An 18197-nucleotide genomic window follows, 5' to 3' on the forward strand; every position below is an offset into this window, starting at 1 on the left:
CATGCTCTCCTAGTCGAGGTAGCCTTGCAGCTTCATTTCGATCGAGCGTGGGTTCTCACCTTCGGCGATGGACAGCAGCCCTTCGAGCAGCATTTCCCGATAGGCCGCCTGACGCTGAGCGAGCGCCTTGAGCTTGTGCGCCACCGGCAGCAAAAGCAGGTTGGCGCTGGCTACACCGTAGATGGTCGCCACGAACGCCACCGCGATGCCGTTGCCCAGCTGGCTCGGGTCGGCCAGGTTGCCCATGACGTGGATCAAGCCCATCACCGCACCGATGATGCCGATGGTGGGCGCATAGCCACCCATGCTTTCGAACACCTTGGCTGCCTGCAGGTCACGGGTTTCGCGGTTGTACAGATCGACTTCTAGCACGCTGCGGATGGCCGCTGCCTCGGCGCCATCGACCAGCAACTGCAGCCCCTTTCGCGCATAGTCGTCGGGCTCGGCTTCGGCACTGGCTTCCAGCCCCAGCAAGCCTTCCTTGCGCGAGACCAGGCTCCAGTTCACCACACGATCGATACCGCCGGCCATGTCGATCCTGGGCGGGAAAAGAATCCAGCGCACATTGTGCAGCGCGCGCTTGAACGCACTCATGGGCGACTGGATCAGCGCCGCTGCCAGCGTGCCGCCAACCACGATCAGCGCAGCAGGACCATTGAGCAGCGCCGACAGGTGGCCACCCTCGAGAAAATTGCCACCGATGATGGCAACGAACGCGAGGATGATCCCGATCAGGCTGAGTACATCCATCAGCCGCACGCCTCGACCAGGTGCCGGCCAATGTCGTCGAGGCTGTAGATGGCGTCGGCCAGGCCAGCCTTGACGATCGCCATGGGCATGCCGTAGATCACGCAGCTTGCTTCGTCCTGGGCCCAGATGTGACTGCCGCCCTGCTTGAGCAGGCGCGCGCCTTCTCGACCGTCGGCGCCCATGCCGGTAAGCACCACCGCCAGTACCTTGTCGCCGTAGGACTTGGCCGCCGAACCAAACGTGATGTCCACGCAGGGTTTGTAGTTCAGGCGCTCGTCACCGGGCAGAATCTTCACCGCGCCGCGGCCGTCGATCATCATCTGCTTGCCGCCGGGCGCCAGCAATGCCAGCCCGGGACGCAGCACGTCGCCGTCCTCGGCTTCCTTGACGCTGATCCGGCACAGCTTGTCGAGGCGCTCGGCGAACGCGCGAGTGAAGGCGGCCGGCATGTGCTGGACGAGCACGATCGGCGTTGGAAAATGTGCCGGCAGCTGGGTCAGCACGCGCTGAAGCGCCACCGGCCCTCCGGTGGAAGTGCCGATGGCCACCAGTTTGTAAGGCTTGCGCCGCGGCGTCGCACTGCTGGCGGTCGGCGCCGGCGCCCGCACCGGCGTCACCGGTGCGGGCGTACGCGTTGGCACGGGCCGCGACGGTGTCAGGGCGGCTGTAGAGGCCGCGGCCGCGAGCGCCGGAGCGGGCGTGGCCATGTGCGCACCCAGCCGGCGGTTGCTGCGCGAGAGTGTGTGGATCTTCTCGCAGAGCATCTGTTTGACCTTCTCGGGGTTGCGAGAAATGTCTTCGAAATTCTTCGGCAGGTAATCCACCGCCCCCGCGTCGAGGGCGTCGAGGGTTACCCGCGCGCCCTCGTGGGTGAGGGAGGAAAACATCAGGACTGGGGTGGGACAGCGCTGCATGATATGACGCACGGCAGTGATGCCGTCCATCATCGGCATCTCGTAGTCCATGGTGATCACATCGGGTTTGAGCGCCAGGGCCTGATCGATCGCTTCGCGGCCATTGGTAGCGGTCCCGACCACCTGGATGGTGGGGTCCGACGAAAGAATTTCCGAGACGCGGCGGCGGAAAAAACCGGAATCATCCACCACCAGGACCTTGACTGCCATAAACACTCCACTACGATCAGATACGCCGTGCGGCGTAGCGCTTGAGCATGCTCGGTACATCGAGGATCAAGGCGATTCGGCCGTCACCGGTGATGGTCGCGCCGGACATGCCGGGCGTGCCCTGCAGCATCTTGCCCAGCGGCTTGATCACCACTTCTTCCTGCCCGACCAGTTGGTCGACCACGAAACCGATGCGTTGGGTGCCGACCGACAGGATGACCACGTGGCCCTCGCCCTGCTCCTCGTGGGCCGCCGACTTGACCAGCCAGCGCTTGAGGTAGAACAACGGCAGCGCCTTGTCGCGCACGATGACCACTTCCTGGCCATCGACGACGTTGGTGCGCGAGAGGTCCAGGTGGAAGATCTCGTTGACGTTGACCAGCGGGAAGGCGAACGCCTGGTTGCCCAGCATCACCATCAGCGTCGGCATAATTGCCAGGGTCAGCGGCACCTTGATGACGATCTTCGAGCCCTGGTCCTTGGCCGAGTAGATGTTGATCGAGCCGTTCAGCTGGCTGATCTTGGTCTTGACCACGTCCATGCCGACGCCGCGGCCCGACACGTCGGAAATTTCCGTCTTGGTGGAAAAGCCCGGCGCGAAAATCAGGTTGTAGCAGTCGGACTCGCTGAGGCGGTCGGCGGCGTCGCGGTCCATCAGGCCCTTTTCCACGGCCTTGGCGCGCAGGACCGCAGGGTCCATGCCCTTGCCGTCATCGCTGATCGACAAGAGGATATGGTCGCCTTCCTGCTCCGCCGACAACACCACGCGCCCACCGCGCGCCTTGCCGTTGCGTTCGCGCTCTTCCGGCGTCTCGATGCCGTGGTCGACGGCGTTGCGCACCAAGTGCACCAACGGGTCGGCCAGGGCCTCGACCAGATTCTTGTCCAGGTCGGTTTCTTCACCGACCAGTTCCAGGTTGATTTCCTTCTTCAACTGCCGGGCCAAGTCGCGGACCAGCCGCGGGAAACGCCCGAAGACCTTCTTGATCGGCTGCATGCGCGTCTTCATGACGGCCGTCTGCAGGTCGGCCGTCACCACGTCGAGGTTCGAGACTGCCTTGGACATGGCTTCGTCGCTGCTGTTGGCGCCCAGGCGCACCAGGCGGTTACGCACCAGCACCAGCTCGCCGACCATGTTCATGATTTCGTCCAGGCGCGCGGTATCGACGCGTACGGTCGTCTCGGCTTCGCTGGCAACCGGCTTCTCGGCCACCGGTGCACGTGCAGGGGCTGCCTCGACCTTGCGCGGTGCCGCCACCGGCGCGGGCGCGGCCGGAGCCGGCTGCGTCTCGGGCAGGCTGGCGACATCGCTGAACTTGCCCTTGCCATGCAGTTGGTCGAGCAGTGATTCGAACTCGTCGTCGGTGATCTGGTCGCTCGTGGGAGCCTGCGCCTGCGCCTGGGCAGGCGGTGGCGTGACCGCATCGGCAGTGAACGTACCCTTGCCATGCAACTGGTCGAGCAGCGCCTCGAACTCGTCGTCGGTGATCTCGTCGCCAGACGCACCCACGGCAGCCTGCGCCGAAGCGGCTGGCGATGCCGCAGCCGGCGCCAGCGCATCGACCGCGAACTGACCCTTGCCGTGCAGCTGGTCGAGCAGCGACTCGAATTCGTCGTCGGTGATATCGTCGCTGGCCGCACCGTGCTGTGCAGCAGCGGACGCGGTGGGCGCGGCGGCCTGCGCTTTGGCCGCGCTCAAGGAATCGAGCAATTGCTCGAACTCGCTGTCGGTGATGTCTTCGCCCGGCGTCGAGGCTGGCGCCGCAACGGGCACCGCCACGGACGGCGCAACGACCGCCGCAGCCGGTTCGGCCAGGCGCGCCAGGGCATCGAGCAACTGGGGGCTGGCCGGCGTGACCGGAGAGCGTTCACGCACCTCGGTGAACATGCCGTTGACCGCGTCCAGCGCTTCGAGAACGACATCCATGAGTTCGGCGTCGACCCGGCGCTCACCTTTGCGCAAGATGTCGAAGACGTTCTCGGCGATATGGCAGCACTCCACCAGCTCGTTGAGCTGGAGGAAGCCGGCGCCGCCTTTTACAGTGTGAAAACCGCGAAAAATTGCATTGAGCAAGTCGGCATCATCGGGACGGCTTTCCAGCTCGACCAGTTGTTCGGACAGTTGCTCGAGAATTTCGCCGGCCTCTACCAGGAAATCCTGAAGGATTTCTTCGTCGGCGCCGAAGCTCATGTGGATGCTCCCTGGAATACGTGATTAACGGTCAACACAGTCAGGCGCAGGCGATGGCCTAGAAGCCCAGACTGGACAGCAGATCGTCGACATCGTCCTGACCGGATACGACGTCTTCACGTTTATCGGCATGGATCTGCGGACCTTCACCCTTGGCGGGATGTTTTTCTTGATCTTTTTCGGCGCGGAGCTGTTCGTGATCATGCTGGATGCCGGCGAAGCGATCGACCTGGCTGGCCATCAGGACCAGTTTGAGCAGGTTGCTCTCCACTTCGGTGACCAGCGCGGTGACACGCTTGATGACCTGGCCGGTGAGGTCCTGATAATCCTGGGCCAGCACGATGTCGTTGAGGTGGCTGGCGACTTCGCGATTGCCCTGCTCGCTGCGGGTCAGGAAGCTGTCGACCCGGCGCGCCAGTTCGCGGAACTCGTCGGCGGCCACTTCGCGGCGCATGAAGCGCTGCCAGTCGGCGCTCAAGGCACTGGCTTCGGCACTCAGCGTATTGAGCACCGGGGTGCTCTGCTCGACCAGATCCATGGTGCGATTGGCCGCGTTTTCGGTCAGGCGTACCACATACGACAGACGTTCGGTCGCGTCGGTGATCTGCGAAACCTCTTCGGCCTGGGGGATGTTCGGATCAATCTGGAAACTGACGATTGCGCTGTGCAGCTCGCGCGTAAGCTTGCCCACTTCCTGATACAGGCCGCGATCGCGGGTCTGGTTCAGTTCGTGGATCAATTGCACCGCGTCGCCGAAACGGCCTTTTTCAAGGCTGTCGACCAGCTCCACTGCGTGTTTTTTCAGGGTCGACTCGAAGTCCCCCAACGTGCTTTGTTTGTGGTCCATTGCGCCCCCATTGCAGACTTCAGCTATTGACGCGCTCGAAAATCTTTTCGATTTTTTCTTTCAGCACTTGCGCAGTGAAAGGCTTGACCACATACCCGTTGACCCCGGCCTGGGCGGCTTCGATGATCTGCTCGCGCTTGGCCTCGGCGGTGACCATCAGCACCGGGAGGTGCTTGAGGCGATCGTCGGCGCGCACCTGGCGCAGCAGGTCGATGCCGGACATGCCAGGCATGTTCCAGTCGGTGACGAGAAAATCGAAGTTGCCGCTGTGCAACATCGGCAAGGCGGTGTTGCCATCATCGGCCTCGGCGGTGTTGGTGAAGCCCAGGTCACGCAGCAGGTTCTTGATGATGCGCCGCATCGTCGAGAAATCGTCGACGATGAGGATTTTCATGTTCTTGTCCAATTAGACCTCCAGCAGTCTTGAACACGCCCAGCCCCTGGACGTGCATAACAATCGAATTCGCCTGAACCACTTGCCGCTGCAGATCGCCTACCCGCGCTACGCCAGCGGGCCTCTTCACGGACAGAGCCCGCTTCCACGGTCTCGACCTGTGTGGGAGCGGGCTCTGCCCGCGACAAAGCCCGCACCGGTCTTGCCGTTCCTTCAGCGTGCCCGCCATTCCCCCAGGCGCCCGCGAAGTCGCGCCGCGCACTGGCTGTGCAACTGGCTTACCCGCGACTCGCTGACACCCAGTACCTCGCCGATTTCCTTGAGGTTCAGCTCTTCGTCGTAATACAACGACAGGACCAGCTTCTCGCGCTCGGGCAGGTTGGCGATGGCCTCGGCCAGCGCGCCTTGAAAGCGTTCGTCCTCGAGATCCCGCGAGGGCTCCAGCGAACCGCTGGCGCCGTCTTCGTGCAGGCCCTCGTGCTCACCGTCCTGCAGCAGATCGTCGAAGCTGAACAAGCGGCTGCCCAAGGTATCGTTCAGGATCCCGTAGTAATCATCCAGACTCAGACTAAGTTCGGCAGCGATCTCGTGATCTTTAGCGTCGCGACCGGTTTTCGACTCGATTCGGCGAATGGCATCACTGACCATGCGGGTATTGCGGTGCACCGAACGCGGCGCCCAGTCGCCCTTGCGCACTTCGTCGAGCATGGCGCCGCGGATACGAATACCGGCGTAGGTCTCGAAACTGGCCCCCTTGCTCGAGTCGTACTTGGTCGAGACCTCCAGCAGACCGATCATGCCGGCCTGGATCAGGTCTTCCACCTGCACGCTGGCTGGCAGACGCGCCAGCAGGTGATAGGCGATACGCTTGACCAGCGGCGCGTATTGCTCGATCAGCTGATGCTGCTGCGAGTCGCGCGACGCCTTGCTGTACATACGGTATCCGCTGGCACTCATGATACGGGCCCTGCGCTGGTTTGCTGGACCAGGCGTTCGACGAAGAACTCCAGGTGGCCACGGGGGTTGGCCGGCAAAGGCCAGGTGTCTACTTTCTGCGCGATCGCCTTGAAGGCCAGCGAGCATTTGGAACGGGGGAACGCCTCGTACACGGCGCGCTGCTTCTGCACGGCCTTGCGCACCGACTCATCGTAGGGCACGGCGCCGACGTACTGCAGGGCAACGTCGAGGAAGCGATCGGTCACCTTGGTCAGCTTGGCGAACAGATTGCGCCCTTCCTGGGGGCTCTGCGCCATGTTGGCCAGGACCCGGAAGCGGTTCATGCCGTAATCGCGGTTGAGCAGCTTGATCAAGGCGTAGGCATCGGTGATCGAGGTAGGCTCGTCGCATACCACCAGCAGGACTTCCTGGGCGGCGCGGACAAAGCTCACTACCGATTCGCCGATACCGGCGGCGGTGTCGATGATCAGTACGTCGAGGTTGTCGCCCACATCGCTGAAGGCCTGGATCAGGCCGGCATGCTGGGCCGGGCTCAACTGCACCATGCTCTGGGTACCCGAGGCTGCCGGCACGACACGGATGCCGCCGGGGCCCTGCAACATCACGTCGCGCAGTTCGCAGCGACCTTCGATCACATCGGCCAGGGTGCGCTTGGGGGTCAGGCCCAGCAACACGTCGACGTTGGCCAGGCCAAGGTCGGCGTCCAGCAACATGACCCGGCGGCCGAGCTCGGCCAACGCCAGGGACAAGTTCACTGACACATTAGTCTTGCCGACGCCACCTTTGCCGCCGGTCACCGCGATCACCTGTACGGGATGCATGCTGCCCATGTTTGTTCTTTACCTTGTCTAGACCGAGGCCACACGAGTGGCTGCCAGTTCGATTGCTCGAGTGTTTCCTGGCAACCCTACGATGCAGGAAGAGTGTGTTTGCATAACGTTCTTCACCTCAGCCAACTCGCTTGTCGGGGCTGTGGTAGAGACCCGCGAACATATCGGCCATGGCCTCTTCGCTGGGCTCTTCTTGCATTTGCACGCTCACTGCGCGGCTGACCAACTGGTGCCGGCGCGGCAAATGCAAGTCATCGGGAATGCGCGGCCCATCGGTAAGATAGGCAATCGGCAGTTCCTGAGTGATGGCCAGGCTCAGCACTTCGCCGAGACAGGCCGTTTCATCCAGTTTGGTCAGGATGCACCCGGCCAGACCGCAACGCTTGTAGCTATGGTACGCCGCGCTGAGCACCTGCTTCTGGCTGGTAGTAGCCAGCACGAGGTAATTGCGCGCATTGATCCCGCGTCCGGCCAGGCTTTCGAGCTGCATGCGCAGGGCCGGATCGCTGGCTTGCAGGCCAGCGGTGTCGATCAATACCACGCGCTTGCGCAGCAGGGGTTCCAGGGCCTGTACCAATGACTGGCCCGGATCGACCTGAGTCACCGATACATTGAGAATGCGGCCCAGGGTCTTGAGTTGTTCCTGGGCACCGATGCGAAAGCTGTCCATGCTCACCAGCGCCACGCTCTGGGAACCGTACTTGAGCACATAACGGGCCGCCAGCTTGGCCAGAGTGGTGGTCTTGCCCATGCCAGCCGGGCCGACCATGGCGATCACGCCACCTTCTTCGAGCGGTTCCACTTCCGGTGTACGGATCATACGCGCCAAGTGCGCCAGCAGCATCCGCCATGCCTGCCGAGGTTCGTTGATTTCGCTGGTCAGGCTGAGCAGCTCGCGAGCGATCGGGCCGGACAAGCCGATGCGCTGCAAACGACGCCACAGATTCGCCTGCGCCGGCTTGCTGCCTTGCAGCTGGGTCCAGGCCAGGGAGCCCAGCTGCACTTCCAGCAGTTGGCGCAAACCGTTGAGTTCGGAACGCATGGAATCGAAAAGACGTTGGTCGACGGCAGGCTGTGGCGCGGGGGCCACCTGCACACGCGGGGGCTCTTCGCGACGCGGCTCGACCAGCGGCTCGGCGGCGGTCAACGGCAGGCCGGCAACCAGCTGGCGGTTGGTAGCCGCATCGCTCTCGCCACGGGTGCTCAGCTCGGCCTGGGCCGAAACGATCCGCGATTGGGTCTTGCGCAGCTCTTCTTCCAACTCCAGGTTGGGCACGCGCGGCGCCAGGGCCGACAGCTTGTAGTCCAGCGCTGCGGTCAGCTCGACGCCGCCGGCGATGCGACGGTTGCCAATGATGGCAGCGTCGGCGCCCAGCTCATCGCGGACCAATTTCATGGCCTGACGCATGTCGGCGGCGAAAAATCGCTTCACTTGCATAACCCACTACCTCAGCCGTTGGGCCCTACTGTCGCAACGATGGTGACTTGCTTGTTATCAGGGATTTCCTGATAGGCCAGTACGTGAAGGTTGGGGATCGCCAGGCGACCGAAGCGTGACAGCATCGCGCGGACCGGACCGGCTACCAGCAGTATCACCGGTTGGCCCTGCATCTCCTGCCGCTGCGCCGCATCGATCAGGGATCTCTGCAGTTTTTCCGCCATGCTCGGTTCCAGCAAAACGCCTTCTTCCTGACCCTGACCAGCCTTCTGAAGACTATTTAGCAATATCTGTTCCAACCTTGGTTCCAGCGTGATGACAGGCAGCTCCGACTCAATGCCTACAATGCTTTGCACGATTGCGCGGGACAAACCGACCCTGACGGCCTGAACCAGCGCGGCGGTATCTTGACTCCGATGCCCGTTGTTGGCGATGGCTTCTGCGATGCTGCGGATGTCGCGTACGGGTACCTGCTCAGCCAGCAGGGCCTGCAGGACCTTGAGCAGCGAAGACAGCGAAAGGATGCCTGGAACCAGCTCTTCGGCCAGCTTGGGCGATCCTTTTGCCAGAACTTGCAGCAATTGTTGCACTTCTTCGTGGCCGATCAGCTCATGGGCATGCTTCTGCAGAATCTGGTTCAAGTGCGTGGCCACTACCGTACTGGCATCGACCACCGTGTAGCCCAGCGACTGGGCCTGGCTGCGCAGGTTGACGTCGATCCAGACCGCGTCCAGACCAAACGCCGGATCCTTGGCGGTGATGCCGTTCAACGAGCCGAACACCTGCCCGGGGTTGATTGCCAGCTCGCGATCCGGGTAGATCTCGGCTTCGGCGAGGATCACCCCCATGAGCGTCAAACGATAGGCGCTGGGCGCCAGGTCGAGGTTGTCGCGAATATGCACGGTAGGCATCAGGAAGCCCAGGTCCTGGGACAGCTTCTTGCGTACGCCCTTGATCCGCGCCAGCAATTGGCCGCCTTGATTGCGGTCCACCAGCGGAATCAAACGGTAGCCAACTTCCAGGCCGATCATGTCGATGGGCGTCACGTCATCCCAGCCCAGTTCCTTGGTTTCCTGGGTGCGCGTCGGTGAAGGCAGCAGCTCTTGTTGGCGCTGCACTTCGGCCTGGGCCTGGACCTTGACGTCGTTCTGCTTTTTCCACAAAAGGTAGGCACCACCACCGGCGATGGCACCTAGGGTGATAAAGGCCATGTGCGGCATTCCGGGCACCATGCCCATGATCACCATCAGCGCGCCGGAGACGGCCAGTGCCTTGGGCGAAGCGAACATCTGCCGCTGGATCTGCTTGCCCATCTCCTCGGAGCCCGAAGCACGGGTCACCATGATGGCTGCCGCGGTGGACAGCAACAGCGATGGCAACTGAGCGACCAGGCCGTCACCGATGGTCAACAGGGCGTACACCTTGCCTGCCTCGGCGAATGGCATGTTGTGTTGCAGCATGCCCACCAGCATGCCGCCGATCAGGTTGATGAACAGGATCAGCAGACCGGCGATGGCGTCGCCACGGACGAATTTGCTGGCACCGTCCATCGAGCCGTAGAACTCGGCTTCGGCGGCCACTTCGGTCCGACGCGCCTTGGCCTGGTTCTGATCGATGAGGCCGGCGTTGAGGTCGGCGTCGATGGCCATCTGCTTGCCGGGCATGGCATCCAGGGTGAACCGCGCGCTCACTTCGGAGATGCGCCCGGCGCCCTTGGTGACCACCACGAAGTTGATGATCATGAGGATGGCGAACACCACGATACCGACGATGTAGTTACCGCCGATCACCACCTCACCGAATGCCTGAACCACTTTACCTGCGGCGGCATGGCCTTCCTGGCCGTGCAGCATGATCACCCGCGTCGACGCCACGTTGAGCGCAAGGCGCAGCAGCGTGGCCACCAGCAGGATGGTCGGGAACACGGCGAAGTCCAGCGGACGCAGCGCGTACACGCACACCAGCAGCACGACGATGGACAAGGCGATGTTGAAGGTGAAGAACACGTCCAGCAGCAGTGCCGGGATCGGCAGCATCATCATCGCCAGCATCACCAGCAACAGCAGCGGCACGCCAAGGTTGCCGCGGCCAAGGCCAACGATGTTGCTGCGAGCGGTGTTGATTAATTGAGAGCGATCCACCGACATTCCCCACTTCCCCAAGCGAACTTTTGACGCGCCAGGCGTCTTGCCAAGGGGTAGTGCAAGAAGGGGTCCAACTTTTGCCGGAGGGGGTTAAAGATTATTGAAGGGCTGCCGAGATGGAGTGAAATCGATCTATCGGGGGCGCGGCCTTCGCGGGCAGAGCCCGCTCCCACAGGGGGCTCGCCGCGGCCTAACTGTCCCGCTGTAGATCCGGCGGGATCGGCAGGTCCTGCAACGGATCGGGACGCTTGCCTCGCCCGGCCTGGTACTGGCGGATCTGGTAGACATAGGCAAGCACCTGCGCCACCGCCAGGTACAACCCCGCAGGAATCTGCTGTTCGATCTCGGTGGAATAGAAGATCGAACGCGCCAGGGCCGGTGACTCCAGCACCTGGATGCGATGCTCGTTGCCGATCTCGCGAATTTTCAAGGCAATGAAGTCCGAGCCCTTGGCCAGCAATACCGGCGCATTGCCCTTCTCCGGATCGTATTTCAACGCCACCGCGTAGTGAGTCGGGTTGGTGATGATCACGTCCGCTTCGGGAATCGCCGTCATCATCCGGCGCTGCGACATTTCGCGCTGCAACTGGCGTACCCGCCCCTTTACCTCGGGCCGGCCTTCGGAGTCCTTGTGCTCGTCCTTGACCTCCTGCTTGGTCATCATCAGCTTCTGTTTGCTGCTGTAGAGCTGGAACGGCACGTCCACGGCGGCAATCAACGCCAGTCCGCAGGACATCCACAAGGCGCTCCAGCCGACCAGCTGCACGCTGTGGATGATCGCCATTTCCAGCGGCTCGTTGGCAATCGCAAGCAGGTCGGTACGGTCTTTGGCCAGCACCATCATGGCAACGATCAGGGTGATGGCGAACTTGGCCAGCGCCTTCAGCAATTCGGTCAATGCATGCATGGAGAACATGCGCTTGAGGCCGGCGGCCGGGTTCATGCGGCTGAACTTGGGCGCCATGGAGCTGGCGGCGAACAACCAGCCGCCCAGCGCGACCGGGCCGATCAGCGCCGCCAGCAGCAAGGTCAGCAGAATCGGCTGGGTCGCCAGAATCGCCACCTTGCCCGACTGCAGCAGAAAAATGCCCATGTAGCGCTCATCGAGCAACACCTCGCGGCTCAAGGTGAAGTTGCTGCGCATCAGTTCCAGCAGGCTTTGCGCCAGATGGCCGCCGAACGCCAGCAGCGCGCCGCACCCGGCGACCATCACTGCCAGCGTGTTGAGCTCCTTGGAACGGGCGATCTCGCCCTTCTCGCGCGAATCCTTCTTGCGCTTGTCCGTGGGGTCTTCTGTCTTGTCCGCACCGCTTTCGCTTTCGGCCATTGCCTACTCCGCTCGCGCCAATTCGCGCAGCCACTGCAAGGCGTTGGCCGCCAGCGGCTGATACTGGTTGAGAATGTCGCCCAGGCTGACCCACAGGATGAACATCCCCAGCACCAGGGTCAGCGGGAAACCGATGGAAAAGATGTTCAGTTGAGGCGCCGCGCGGGTCATCACGCCGAAGGCAATGTTGACCACCAGCAAGGCTGTGATGGCAGGCAGCACCAGCAACACCCCGGCGCCCAGCACCCAGCCCATGCGCAGCACCACGTCCCAGTAGTGCGCGGTCAGCAGGCCGCCGCCGATGGGCAGCGTGGTGAAGCTCTCGGTGAGCACCTCGAACACCACCAGATGGCCGTTCATGGACAGGAACACCAGGGTCACCAGCATGCTGAAGAACTGGCCGATCACGGCCACGGACACGCCGTTGGTGGGGTCGACCATGGACGCGAAGGCCATGCCCATCTGGATCGCGAGAATCTGCCCGGCAACGGTAAAGGCCTGGAACAGGAACTGCAGCGAGAAACCGAACAGCGCGCCGATGATGATCTGTTCGGCCACCAGCAGCAGCGCCTGGCCGCTGATCGCATCCACCGTGGGCGCTGGCGGCAATCCCGGCACGATGACCACGGTAATGGCCACGGCCACGTACAGGCGCACGCGCTGCGGCAGTACCTGGGTGCCGAAGATCGGCATGGTCATCAGCATCGAGGCCACGCGGAACAGCGGCAGGATGAAGCTGGCCACCCAGCCGCCGATCTGCGCATCGGTCAATTGCAGCAGCGGCTGCATCAGCCGATCACCTGCGGAATATTGGAGTACAGGGTAGTGATGTACTCCATGAAGGTGCGCACCATCCATGGCCCGATGACGATCAGCGTCACCAGCATGACCAGCAGGCGCGGAAGGAAGCTCAGGGTCTGTTCGTTGATCTGCGTGGCGGCCTGGAACATGGCGATGATCAGGCCGACGATCAGGCTCGGCAAAACCAGGATCGCGACCATCACGGTGGTCAGCCACAGTGCTTCGCGGAACAGGTCGACGGCGACTTCCGGGGTCATGGATTCACGCTCCTGTGAAAGGCAATGTCATACACCACCGAAACTCCCGGCCAGGGTCCCGATGATCAGCGCCCAGCCATCGACCAGCACGAACAGCATGATCTTGAACGGCAGCGAGATGATCAGCGGCGACAGCATCATCATACCCATGGCCATCAGCACACTGGCGACCACCAGGTCGATGATCAGGAACGGAATGAAGATCATGAAGCCGATCTGGAACGCCGTTTTCAGCTCGGAGGTGACGAACGCCGGCACCAGGATGGTCAGCGGCGCCTGGTCGGCGCTGGCGATGTCGGTGCGCTTGGACAGCCGCATGAACAGCTCCAGGTCGCTCTGCCGGGTCTGAGCCAGCATGAAGTCCTTGATCGGGCCCTCGGCACGTGCCACGGCATCCTGGGCGCTGAGCTGTTCACTCAGATAGGGTTGCAGGGCCTGCTGGTTCACCTTGTCGAACACCGGCGCCATGATGAACATGGTCAGAAACAGCGCCATGCCGGTCAACAGCTGGTTGGACGGCGTCTGTTGCAGACCCAGTGCCTGGCGCAGGATGGAAAACACGATGATGATACGTGTGAAGCTGGTCATCAACATGACGAACGCCGGAATGAAACTCAGCGCCGTCATGATCAACAGGATCTGCAGATTGACCGAATACTCCTGCTGGCCGTTGGCACCGCTGGTCATGGTCAATGCCGGAATCTGCAGCGGATCGGCGGCCATGGCCAGGGGCGCCACCAACAGCAGGCCCAGTGGCAGGACAGTGCGCAACACACCCATCACTTCTTATCCTTCTGGTCCTTGCCCAGCAGTTCCATCAGGCGCTGGGCGAATTCGGGTGTGGCCTGGGTGGTTCGGTCGGGTGGCTGCACCGGCGCGCTCATCACGTGCAGCGCGCTGATGCGCCCCGGGCTGACACCCAGCAGGATCTGCTCCTCGCCCACCTGCACCAGCACCAGCCGATCACGTGGCCCCAGCGCCTTGGCGCCAATCACGTCGATGACCTGGCCCTGGCGCGGCGCCGCCTGCTGCACGCGCCGCATCAGCCACGCCAAGGCGAAGATCAAGGCCACCACCGCCAGCAGCCCCAGCACGGTCTGGGTCAACTGACCGGCCAGGCCAGTGCCTCCCGACGCCACCACCGGCGCCGCAGCAGGGGCCACTTCCGGCGCTGCCAGGGCGACCACGGGCAAGAGCAGCAAGGCCCACAGGAACCGGCCCATCACCGCAGCTTCTTGATGCGTTCGCTGGGGCTGATCACGTCGGTCAGGCGAATGCCGAACTTCTCGTTGACCACCACCACTTCGCCGTGGGCGATCAAGGTGCCGTTGACCAGCACGTCCAACGCCTCGCCGGCCAGACGGTCGAGCTCGATCACCGAGCCCTGGTTGAGCTGCAGCAAATTGCGGATGCTGATATCGGTCGCCCCAACCTCCATGGAAATGGTCACCGGGATATCCAGGATCACGTCGAGGTTCGGGCCCTCGAGCGTGACCGGGCCGTTACCCGACTTGGGCGAACTGCCGAACTCTTCCATCGGCAGGCGGGAGGAACTCGAACTGCCGCGCGTATCGGCGGCCAACAGCGCGTCGATATCGTCCTGCCCGGCATCCCCGGACTCATCCAGAGCCGCCGCCCATTCATCGGCGAGCGCCTGGTCTTCGGCAGAAATTGTCTCATCTTGATCAGCCATCAGTGGTCCTCGACGGGCATCTAAATCATCAGGTCAAACCGATCAGCGACGCTCGATCGGTTCGATAACTTGTAAAGCCAGGTTGCCTTTGTGCGAGCCAAGCTTGGCTTTGAACGAAGGCACGCCATTGGCACGCAGGATCAACTCTTCCGGCAGTTCCACCGGGATCACGTCACCGGGCTGCATGTGGAGAATATCGCGCAGCTTGAGCTGACGCCGCGCCACGGTGGCGCTCAAGGGAACGCTGACATCCAGGACATCTTCGCGCAGGGCCTTGCTCCAGCGCTCGTCCTGGTCGTCCAGGTCGGACTGGAAGCCGGCATCGAGCATCTCGCGCACGGGCTCGATCATCGAGTACGGCATGGTCACGTGCAGGTCGCCACCGCCGCCATCGAGTTCGATGTGGAAGGTGGATACCACGACCGCCTCGCTGGGACCGACGATGTTGGCCATGGCCGGGTTGACCTCCGAGTTGATGTACTCGAAGTTGACTTCCATGATGGCCTGCCAGGCTTCCTTCATGTCGAGAAAAGCCTGGTCCAGCACCATGCGTACCACGCGCAGCTCGGTAGGGGTGAACTCGCGCCCCTCGATCTTGGCGTGGCGGCCGTCACCGCCGAAGAAATTGTCGACCAGCTTGAACACCAGCTTGGCATCCAGAATGAACAGGCCAGTGCCGCGCAGCGGCTTGATCTTCACCAGGTTGAGACTGGTCGGTACGTACAGCGAATGCACGTACTCGCCGAACTTCATCACCTGCACGCCACCTACCGCCACATCGGCAGAACGACGCAACAGATTGAACATGCTGATGCGGGTGTAGCGAGCGAAGCGCTCGTTGATCATTTCCAGCGTCGGCATGCGCCCACGCACGATGCGATCCTGAGTGGTCAGGTCGTAGCTTCTGATCCCCCCGGGCTCGCCATTGCCTTCGGTTTGCACCAGGCCATCGTCGACGCCATGCAGCAGCGCATCGATCTCGTCCTGGGACAGCAGGTCCTGTACGGCCATGAGTTGTTCCTACTGCAATACGAAGTTAGTGAAGAGCACCTGGTCGATCACGGGCTTGCCCACTTCTTTCTGCGCCACTTCCTGAACGCTCGCGGTAGCTTTCTGGCGCAGCATTTCCTGGCCGATGGGCGTGGTCAAGGTTTCGAACGGTTGCCCGGAAAAAAGCATGACCAGATTATTGCGGATGACCGGCGTGTGCACCTTCAGAGCATCCATGTCGGCCTTGTCCCGCGCCTGCAAGACGATGCTGACCTGCATGTAGCGATCACGGCCGTTCTGCTTGAAGTTGACCACGAACGCAGGTGTCAGTGGCTCGTAGATCGCCGCAGGCTTGGCATGGGCAGCATCGGCCGACGCCTGCTCTGCAGGCGCTTCGGCGGGCTTGTGCATGAGAAACCAGGTGGCCCCGACCGACAGGCCGACGGCCAGCAGCAAGCCCACGACCAGCAGGATGATCAGCTTGAGTTTGCCCTTGCCTTCCTTGGCTGCGGGTTCCTTTGCTTCTTCGGTCTTTGCCATGCCAATAATCCGTCACCATTGAGGGGTAAGCGTACCCATGGCGACGATGGAGCAAGGGTTATGCCAACAATCCTGCGGGCTCGATTTCGAGCCTGGCAACCGACCCCTTCAGGCACTGTCAGGCGTAGTAATCCACAGCGCTGGTCCCCAGCACCGTGCCGGAGGTCAGGGGCTGCGCAGCCGCGACGGCGGGCTCGGCGGAATCGAGCGCGTCCGCACCAGAGCGTGCGCCACCCGTGCGGCGGCTCTGTTGCGCCTGCTGCTCGCCTTGGGACTGACGGGACTGATCGGAAACGTTGACGTCCAGCTGCCCCATGCCCTGCTGGTTGAACATGTCCTTGAGCCGATGCTGCTGGCTCTCCAATGCCTCACGCACGCCGATATGGGCGCTGGTGAAGGTCACTTGGGTCTGCTGGTCCGGGGTGATGTCGACGCGAATGTCCAGGCGCCCCAGTTCCGCCGGTGTCAGTTGGATGTCGGCTGATTTCAAGTTCTGGCTGGACAGGTACATGACCCGGTTGACCAGGCCTTCGGTCCATCCTGACTGCTGCATGGCCAACGGCTGGCCCAGCGGGCTGGCCAGCGGCGCCGCAGTGCCGGTCTTGGCCGTGGTCGACTGGGTCAAGGCCTGCAGGCGGTCGGCGAAGTTATCGAGGCGGCTGTCGCTGGCCGTTGCGTCGGCATCCTTCAAGCCCCCGCCGATCAAACCAGCAAAACCGTCATCGCCGCCCTCACCCGCTTCGCCTGCCGACTCCTTGCTCACCATGGCCGCCAGACCATTGACGAAATTGCCTTCTATACCCTGCTCGCCTGCCTTCGAGGGATCGCCCGATGACGTTTGGCTGGCATGTGCAGAGGTAGTGCCATTATTTTTGGCCGTCTGCTCCAGGGCCAGGCGCAGCGCCGGCAAATCGGCAAGCACGTCTTGAGCTGGATCGAAATCCTCGCCAGCGCCGACGCTATCGCTGTCCGCCGGGCTGAGAGCGGCCACTGCCGGTGGCGGCACCTGGGCCAGTGCCGGATTGGCAGCGGGATCGGCCGGGATGGGTACCGCGGCAGGATCGACCGGTGCCGCAGCAGCGCCAACGCTGGGATCGTCCTTGTCGGCGGTATCGCTGACCTTGTCGTCGTCCTTGGCGGCGGGCTTGTCGGTTTTGTCGGTTTTGTCGGTCTTGTCGAGCTTCTCAGGCTTGTCGGCCTTGGCAACTGGCAACTTCTTGCCGCTATCGGCAACCGTCGGGTTGGCGCCAGCCGCCTTCGAGGCCGGCGGCGTGGCGGTTTCCCGTGGGGCACTCGGCGCAGGCTCGGTCCGCGGCTTGACCGCGACTTCGTGGTTTTGACGGGCATAGAGATCGGCGAAACGAGGCGCCGAATCGTTGTCCGCTGCACTGGGCCTGGCCGCGCCGGTGACCGATGTGGCGCGAGCAGCGGCGCCCAGTTGCAGCAACAAAGGGTTTGAAGCGACAGCCATGAAGATCTCCCCGATACGGTGGCGTTAACGCTGATTGCCATGGAGAAAGCAAGTATCGGGCCAGCGAGGAACCAGCAACGTCAACGACGCTCAACCTGCAAAGCGCGCGCGCTCCTGCGAGTACAGTTGAAGGACCAGGACGAATTCGCGGTCGATCCGCTGTACATAAGCATCCACACCCTCCAGCGCACCTTGTCGGCAGTACTGCTCGAGCTCGCTGCACAACTGCGCCAGGCGCAGAGCGCCCATGTTGCTGCTGCTGCCCTTGAAGCTGTGGGCGGCATGGCCCAGTTCGACCAGATCGTGGGACCGGTGCAGTTCGTTCAAGCGCAGTTGCGAGTCGCTCAGGAAGGTGTCGAGCAACAGAGGGTATTCATCCTCCATGACCTCTTGCAGGGCCTCGAGGGCCGTGGGGTCTACATGGGGCTTTTGCAGTGCTTCAG

The 18197-nt window shown here is 62.7% G+C and carries 19 protein-coding genes; all 19 read right to left on the bottom strand.

From position 1 onward, the window contains the following. Positions 1 to 9 precede the first annotated feature (9 nt). Complete coding sequence (locus IFU31_RS03260) at positions 10 to 750, bottom strand: flagellar motor protein (RefSeq protein WP_122475880.1); 741 nt, start codon at positions 748 to 750, stop codon at positions 10 to 12. Continuing rightward, positions 750 to 1874 (bottom strand): protein-glutamate methylesterase/protein-glutamine glutaminase, encoded by a 1125-nt coding sequence (locus tag IFU31_RS03265; protein WP_185794516.1) that lies wholly within the window; start codon positions 1872 to 1874, stop codon positions 750 to 752. The genes IFU31_RS03260 and IFU31_RS03265 overlap by 1 nt, the downstream gene beginning before the upstream one ends. 16 nt (positions 1875 to 1890) lie before the next feature. Beyond that, complete coding sequence (locus IFU31_RS03270; protein WP_185794515.1) at positions 1891 to 4065, bottom strand: chemotaxis protein CheA; 2175 nt, start codon at positions 4063 to 4065, stop codon at positions 1891 to 1893. A gap of 58 nt (positions 4066 to 4123) precedes the next feature. Continuing rightward, entirely contained in the window at positions 4124 to 4912 is a 789-nt protein-coding gene (locus IFU31_RS03275) for a protein phosphatase CheZ (RefSeq protein WP_185794514.1), read from the bottom strand. 19 nt (positions 4913 to 4931) lie between these two features. Then, positions 4932 to 5306, bottom strand: a complete 375-nt coding sequence (locus IFU31_RS03280) for a chemotaxis response regulator CheY (RefSeq protein WP_090362272.1) — start codon at positions 5304 to 5306, stop codon at positions 4932 to 4934. A gap of 213 nt (positions 5307 to 5519) precedes the next feature. Next, a complete protein-coding gene (gene fliA / locus IFU31_RS03285; protein WP_240998692.1) occupies positions 5520 to 6266 on the bottom strand; it encodes an RNA polymerase sigma factor FliA in 747 nt (248 codons plus the stop codon). After that, positions 6260 to 7093: a flagellar synthesis regulator FleN gene (gene fleN, locus IFU31_RS03290; RefSeq protein ID WP_122475888.1), complete on the bottom strand. Its 834-nt coding sequence runs from the start codon at positions 7091 to 7093 to the stop codon at positions 6260 to 6262. Before fleN ends, fliA begins: the two co-directional genes overlap by 7 nt. A 118-nt stretch (positions 7094 to 7211) precedes the next feature. Beyond that, positions 7212 to 8531, bottom strand: coding sequence for a flagellar biosynthesis protein FlhF (gene flhF / locus IFU31_RS03295; protein WP_192058203.1), 1320 nt, complete (start codon positions 8529 to 8531; stop codon positions 7212 to 7214). Between the two features lie 11 nt (positions 8532 to 8542). Further along, positions 8543 to 10672, bottom strand: a complete 2130-nt coding sequence (gene flhA, locus IFU31_RS03300; protein ID WP_122476754.1) for a flagellar biosynthesis protein FlhA — start codon at positions 10670 to 10672, stop codon at positions 8543 to 8545. A gap of 193 nt (positions 10673 to 10865) precedes the next feature. Further along, the gene (gene flhB / locus IFU31_RS03305) at positions 10866 to 12002 is read right to left on the bottom strand and encodes a flagellar biosynthesis protein FlhB (RefSeq protein ID WP_122713695.1); all 1137 of its coding nucleotides are present in this window, start codon (positions 12000 to 12002) and stop codon (positions 10866 to 10868) included. A 3-nt stretch (positions 12003 to 12005) separates the two neighbouring features. Continuing rightward, entirely contained in the window at positions 12006 to 12791 is a 786-nt protein-coding gene (fliR, locus tag IFU31_RS03310) for a flagellar biosynthetic protein FliR (protein WP_122475893.1), read from the bottom strand. Then, positions 12791 to 13060 carry a flagellar biosynthesis protein FliQ gene (gene fliQ / locus IFU31_RS03315; protein WP_043186065.1) on the bottom strand — a complete coding sequence of 90 codons (270 nt, stop codon included), beginning with the start codon at positions 13058 to 13060 and terminating at the stop codon, positions 12791 to 12793. Before fliQ ends, fliR begins: the two co-directional genes overlap by 1 nt. A gap of 27 nt (positions 13061 to 13087) precedes the next feature. Continuing rightward, positions 13088 to 13840, bottom strand: a complete 753-nt coding sequence (fliP, locus tag IFU31_RS03320; protein WP_122475897.1) for a flagellar type III secretion system pore protein FliP — start codon at positions 13838 to 13840, stop codon at positions 13088 to 13090. Continuing rightward, the gene (fliO, locus tag IFU31_RS03325) at positions 13840 to 14283 is read right to left on the bottom strand and encodes a flagellar biosynthetic protein FliO (RefSeq protein ID WP_192102302.1); all 444 of its coding nucleotides are present in this window, start codon (positions 14281 to 14283) and stop codon (positions 13840 to 13842) included. Before fliO ends, fliP begins: the two co-directional genes overlap by 1 nt. Then, on the bottom strand, positions 14283 to 14753 hold the full coding sequence (gene fliN / locus IFU31_RS03330) for a flagellar motor switch protein FliN (RefSeq protein ID WP_122475901.1): 471 nt from the start codon (positions 14751 to 14753) through the stop codon (positions 14283 to 14285). Before fliN ends, fliO begins: the two co-directional genes overlap by 1 nt. A 42-nt stretch (positions 14754 to 14795) precedes the next feature. Then, complete coding sequence (fliM, locus tag IFU31_RS03335) at positions 14796 to 15764, bottom strand: flagellar motor switch protein FliM (RefSeq protein ID WP_043186057.1); 969 nt, start codon at positions 15762 to 15764, stop codon at positions 14796 to 14798. A gap of 9 nt (positions 15765 to 15773) precedes the next feature. Next, positions 15774 to 16283, bottom strand: coding sequence for a flagellar basal body-associated protein FliL (gene fliL, locus IFU31_RS03340; RefSeq protein WP_192102303.1), 510 nt, complete (start codon positions 16281 to 16283; stop codon positions 15774 to 15776). Between the two features lie 118 nt (positions 16284 to 16401). Continuing rightward, positions 16402 to 17754 carry a flagellar hook-length control protein FliK gene (locus tag IFU31_RS03345; RefSeq protein ID WP_192102304.1) on the bottom strand — a complete coding sequence of 451 codons (1353 nt, stop codon included), beginning with the start codon at positions 17752 to 17754 and terminating at the stop codon, positions 16402 to 16404. A gap of 90 nt (positions 17755 to 17844) precedes the next feature. Next, positions 17845 to 18189, bottom strand: coding sequence for an Hpt domain-containing protein (locus tag IFU31_RS03350; RefSeq protein ID WP_185794565.1), 345 nt, complete (start codon positions 18187 to 18189; stop codon positions 17845 to 17847). Positions 18190 to 18197 lie beyond the last annotated feature (8 nt).

Source organism: Pseudomonas sp. CFBP 13602 (assembly GCF_014842725.1).
GTDB lineage: Bacteria > Pseudomonadota > Gammaproteobacteria > Pseudomonadales > Pseudomonadaceae > Aquipseudomonas > Aquipseudomonas baltica.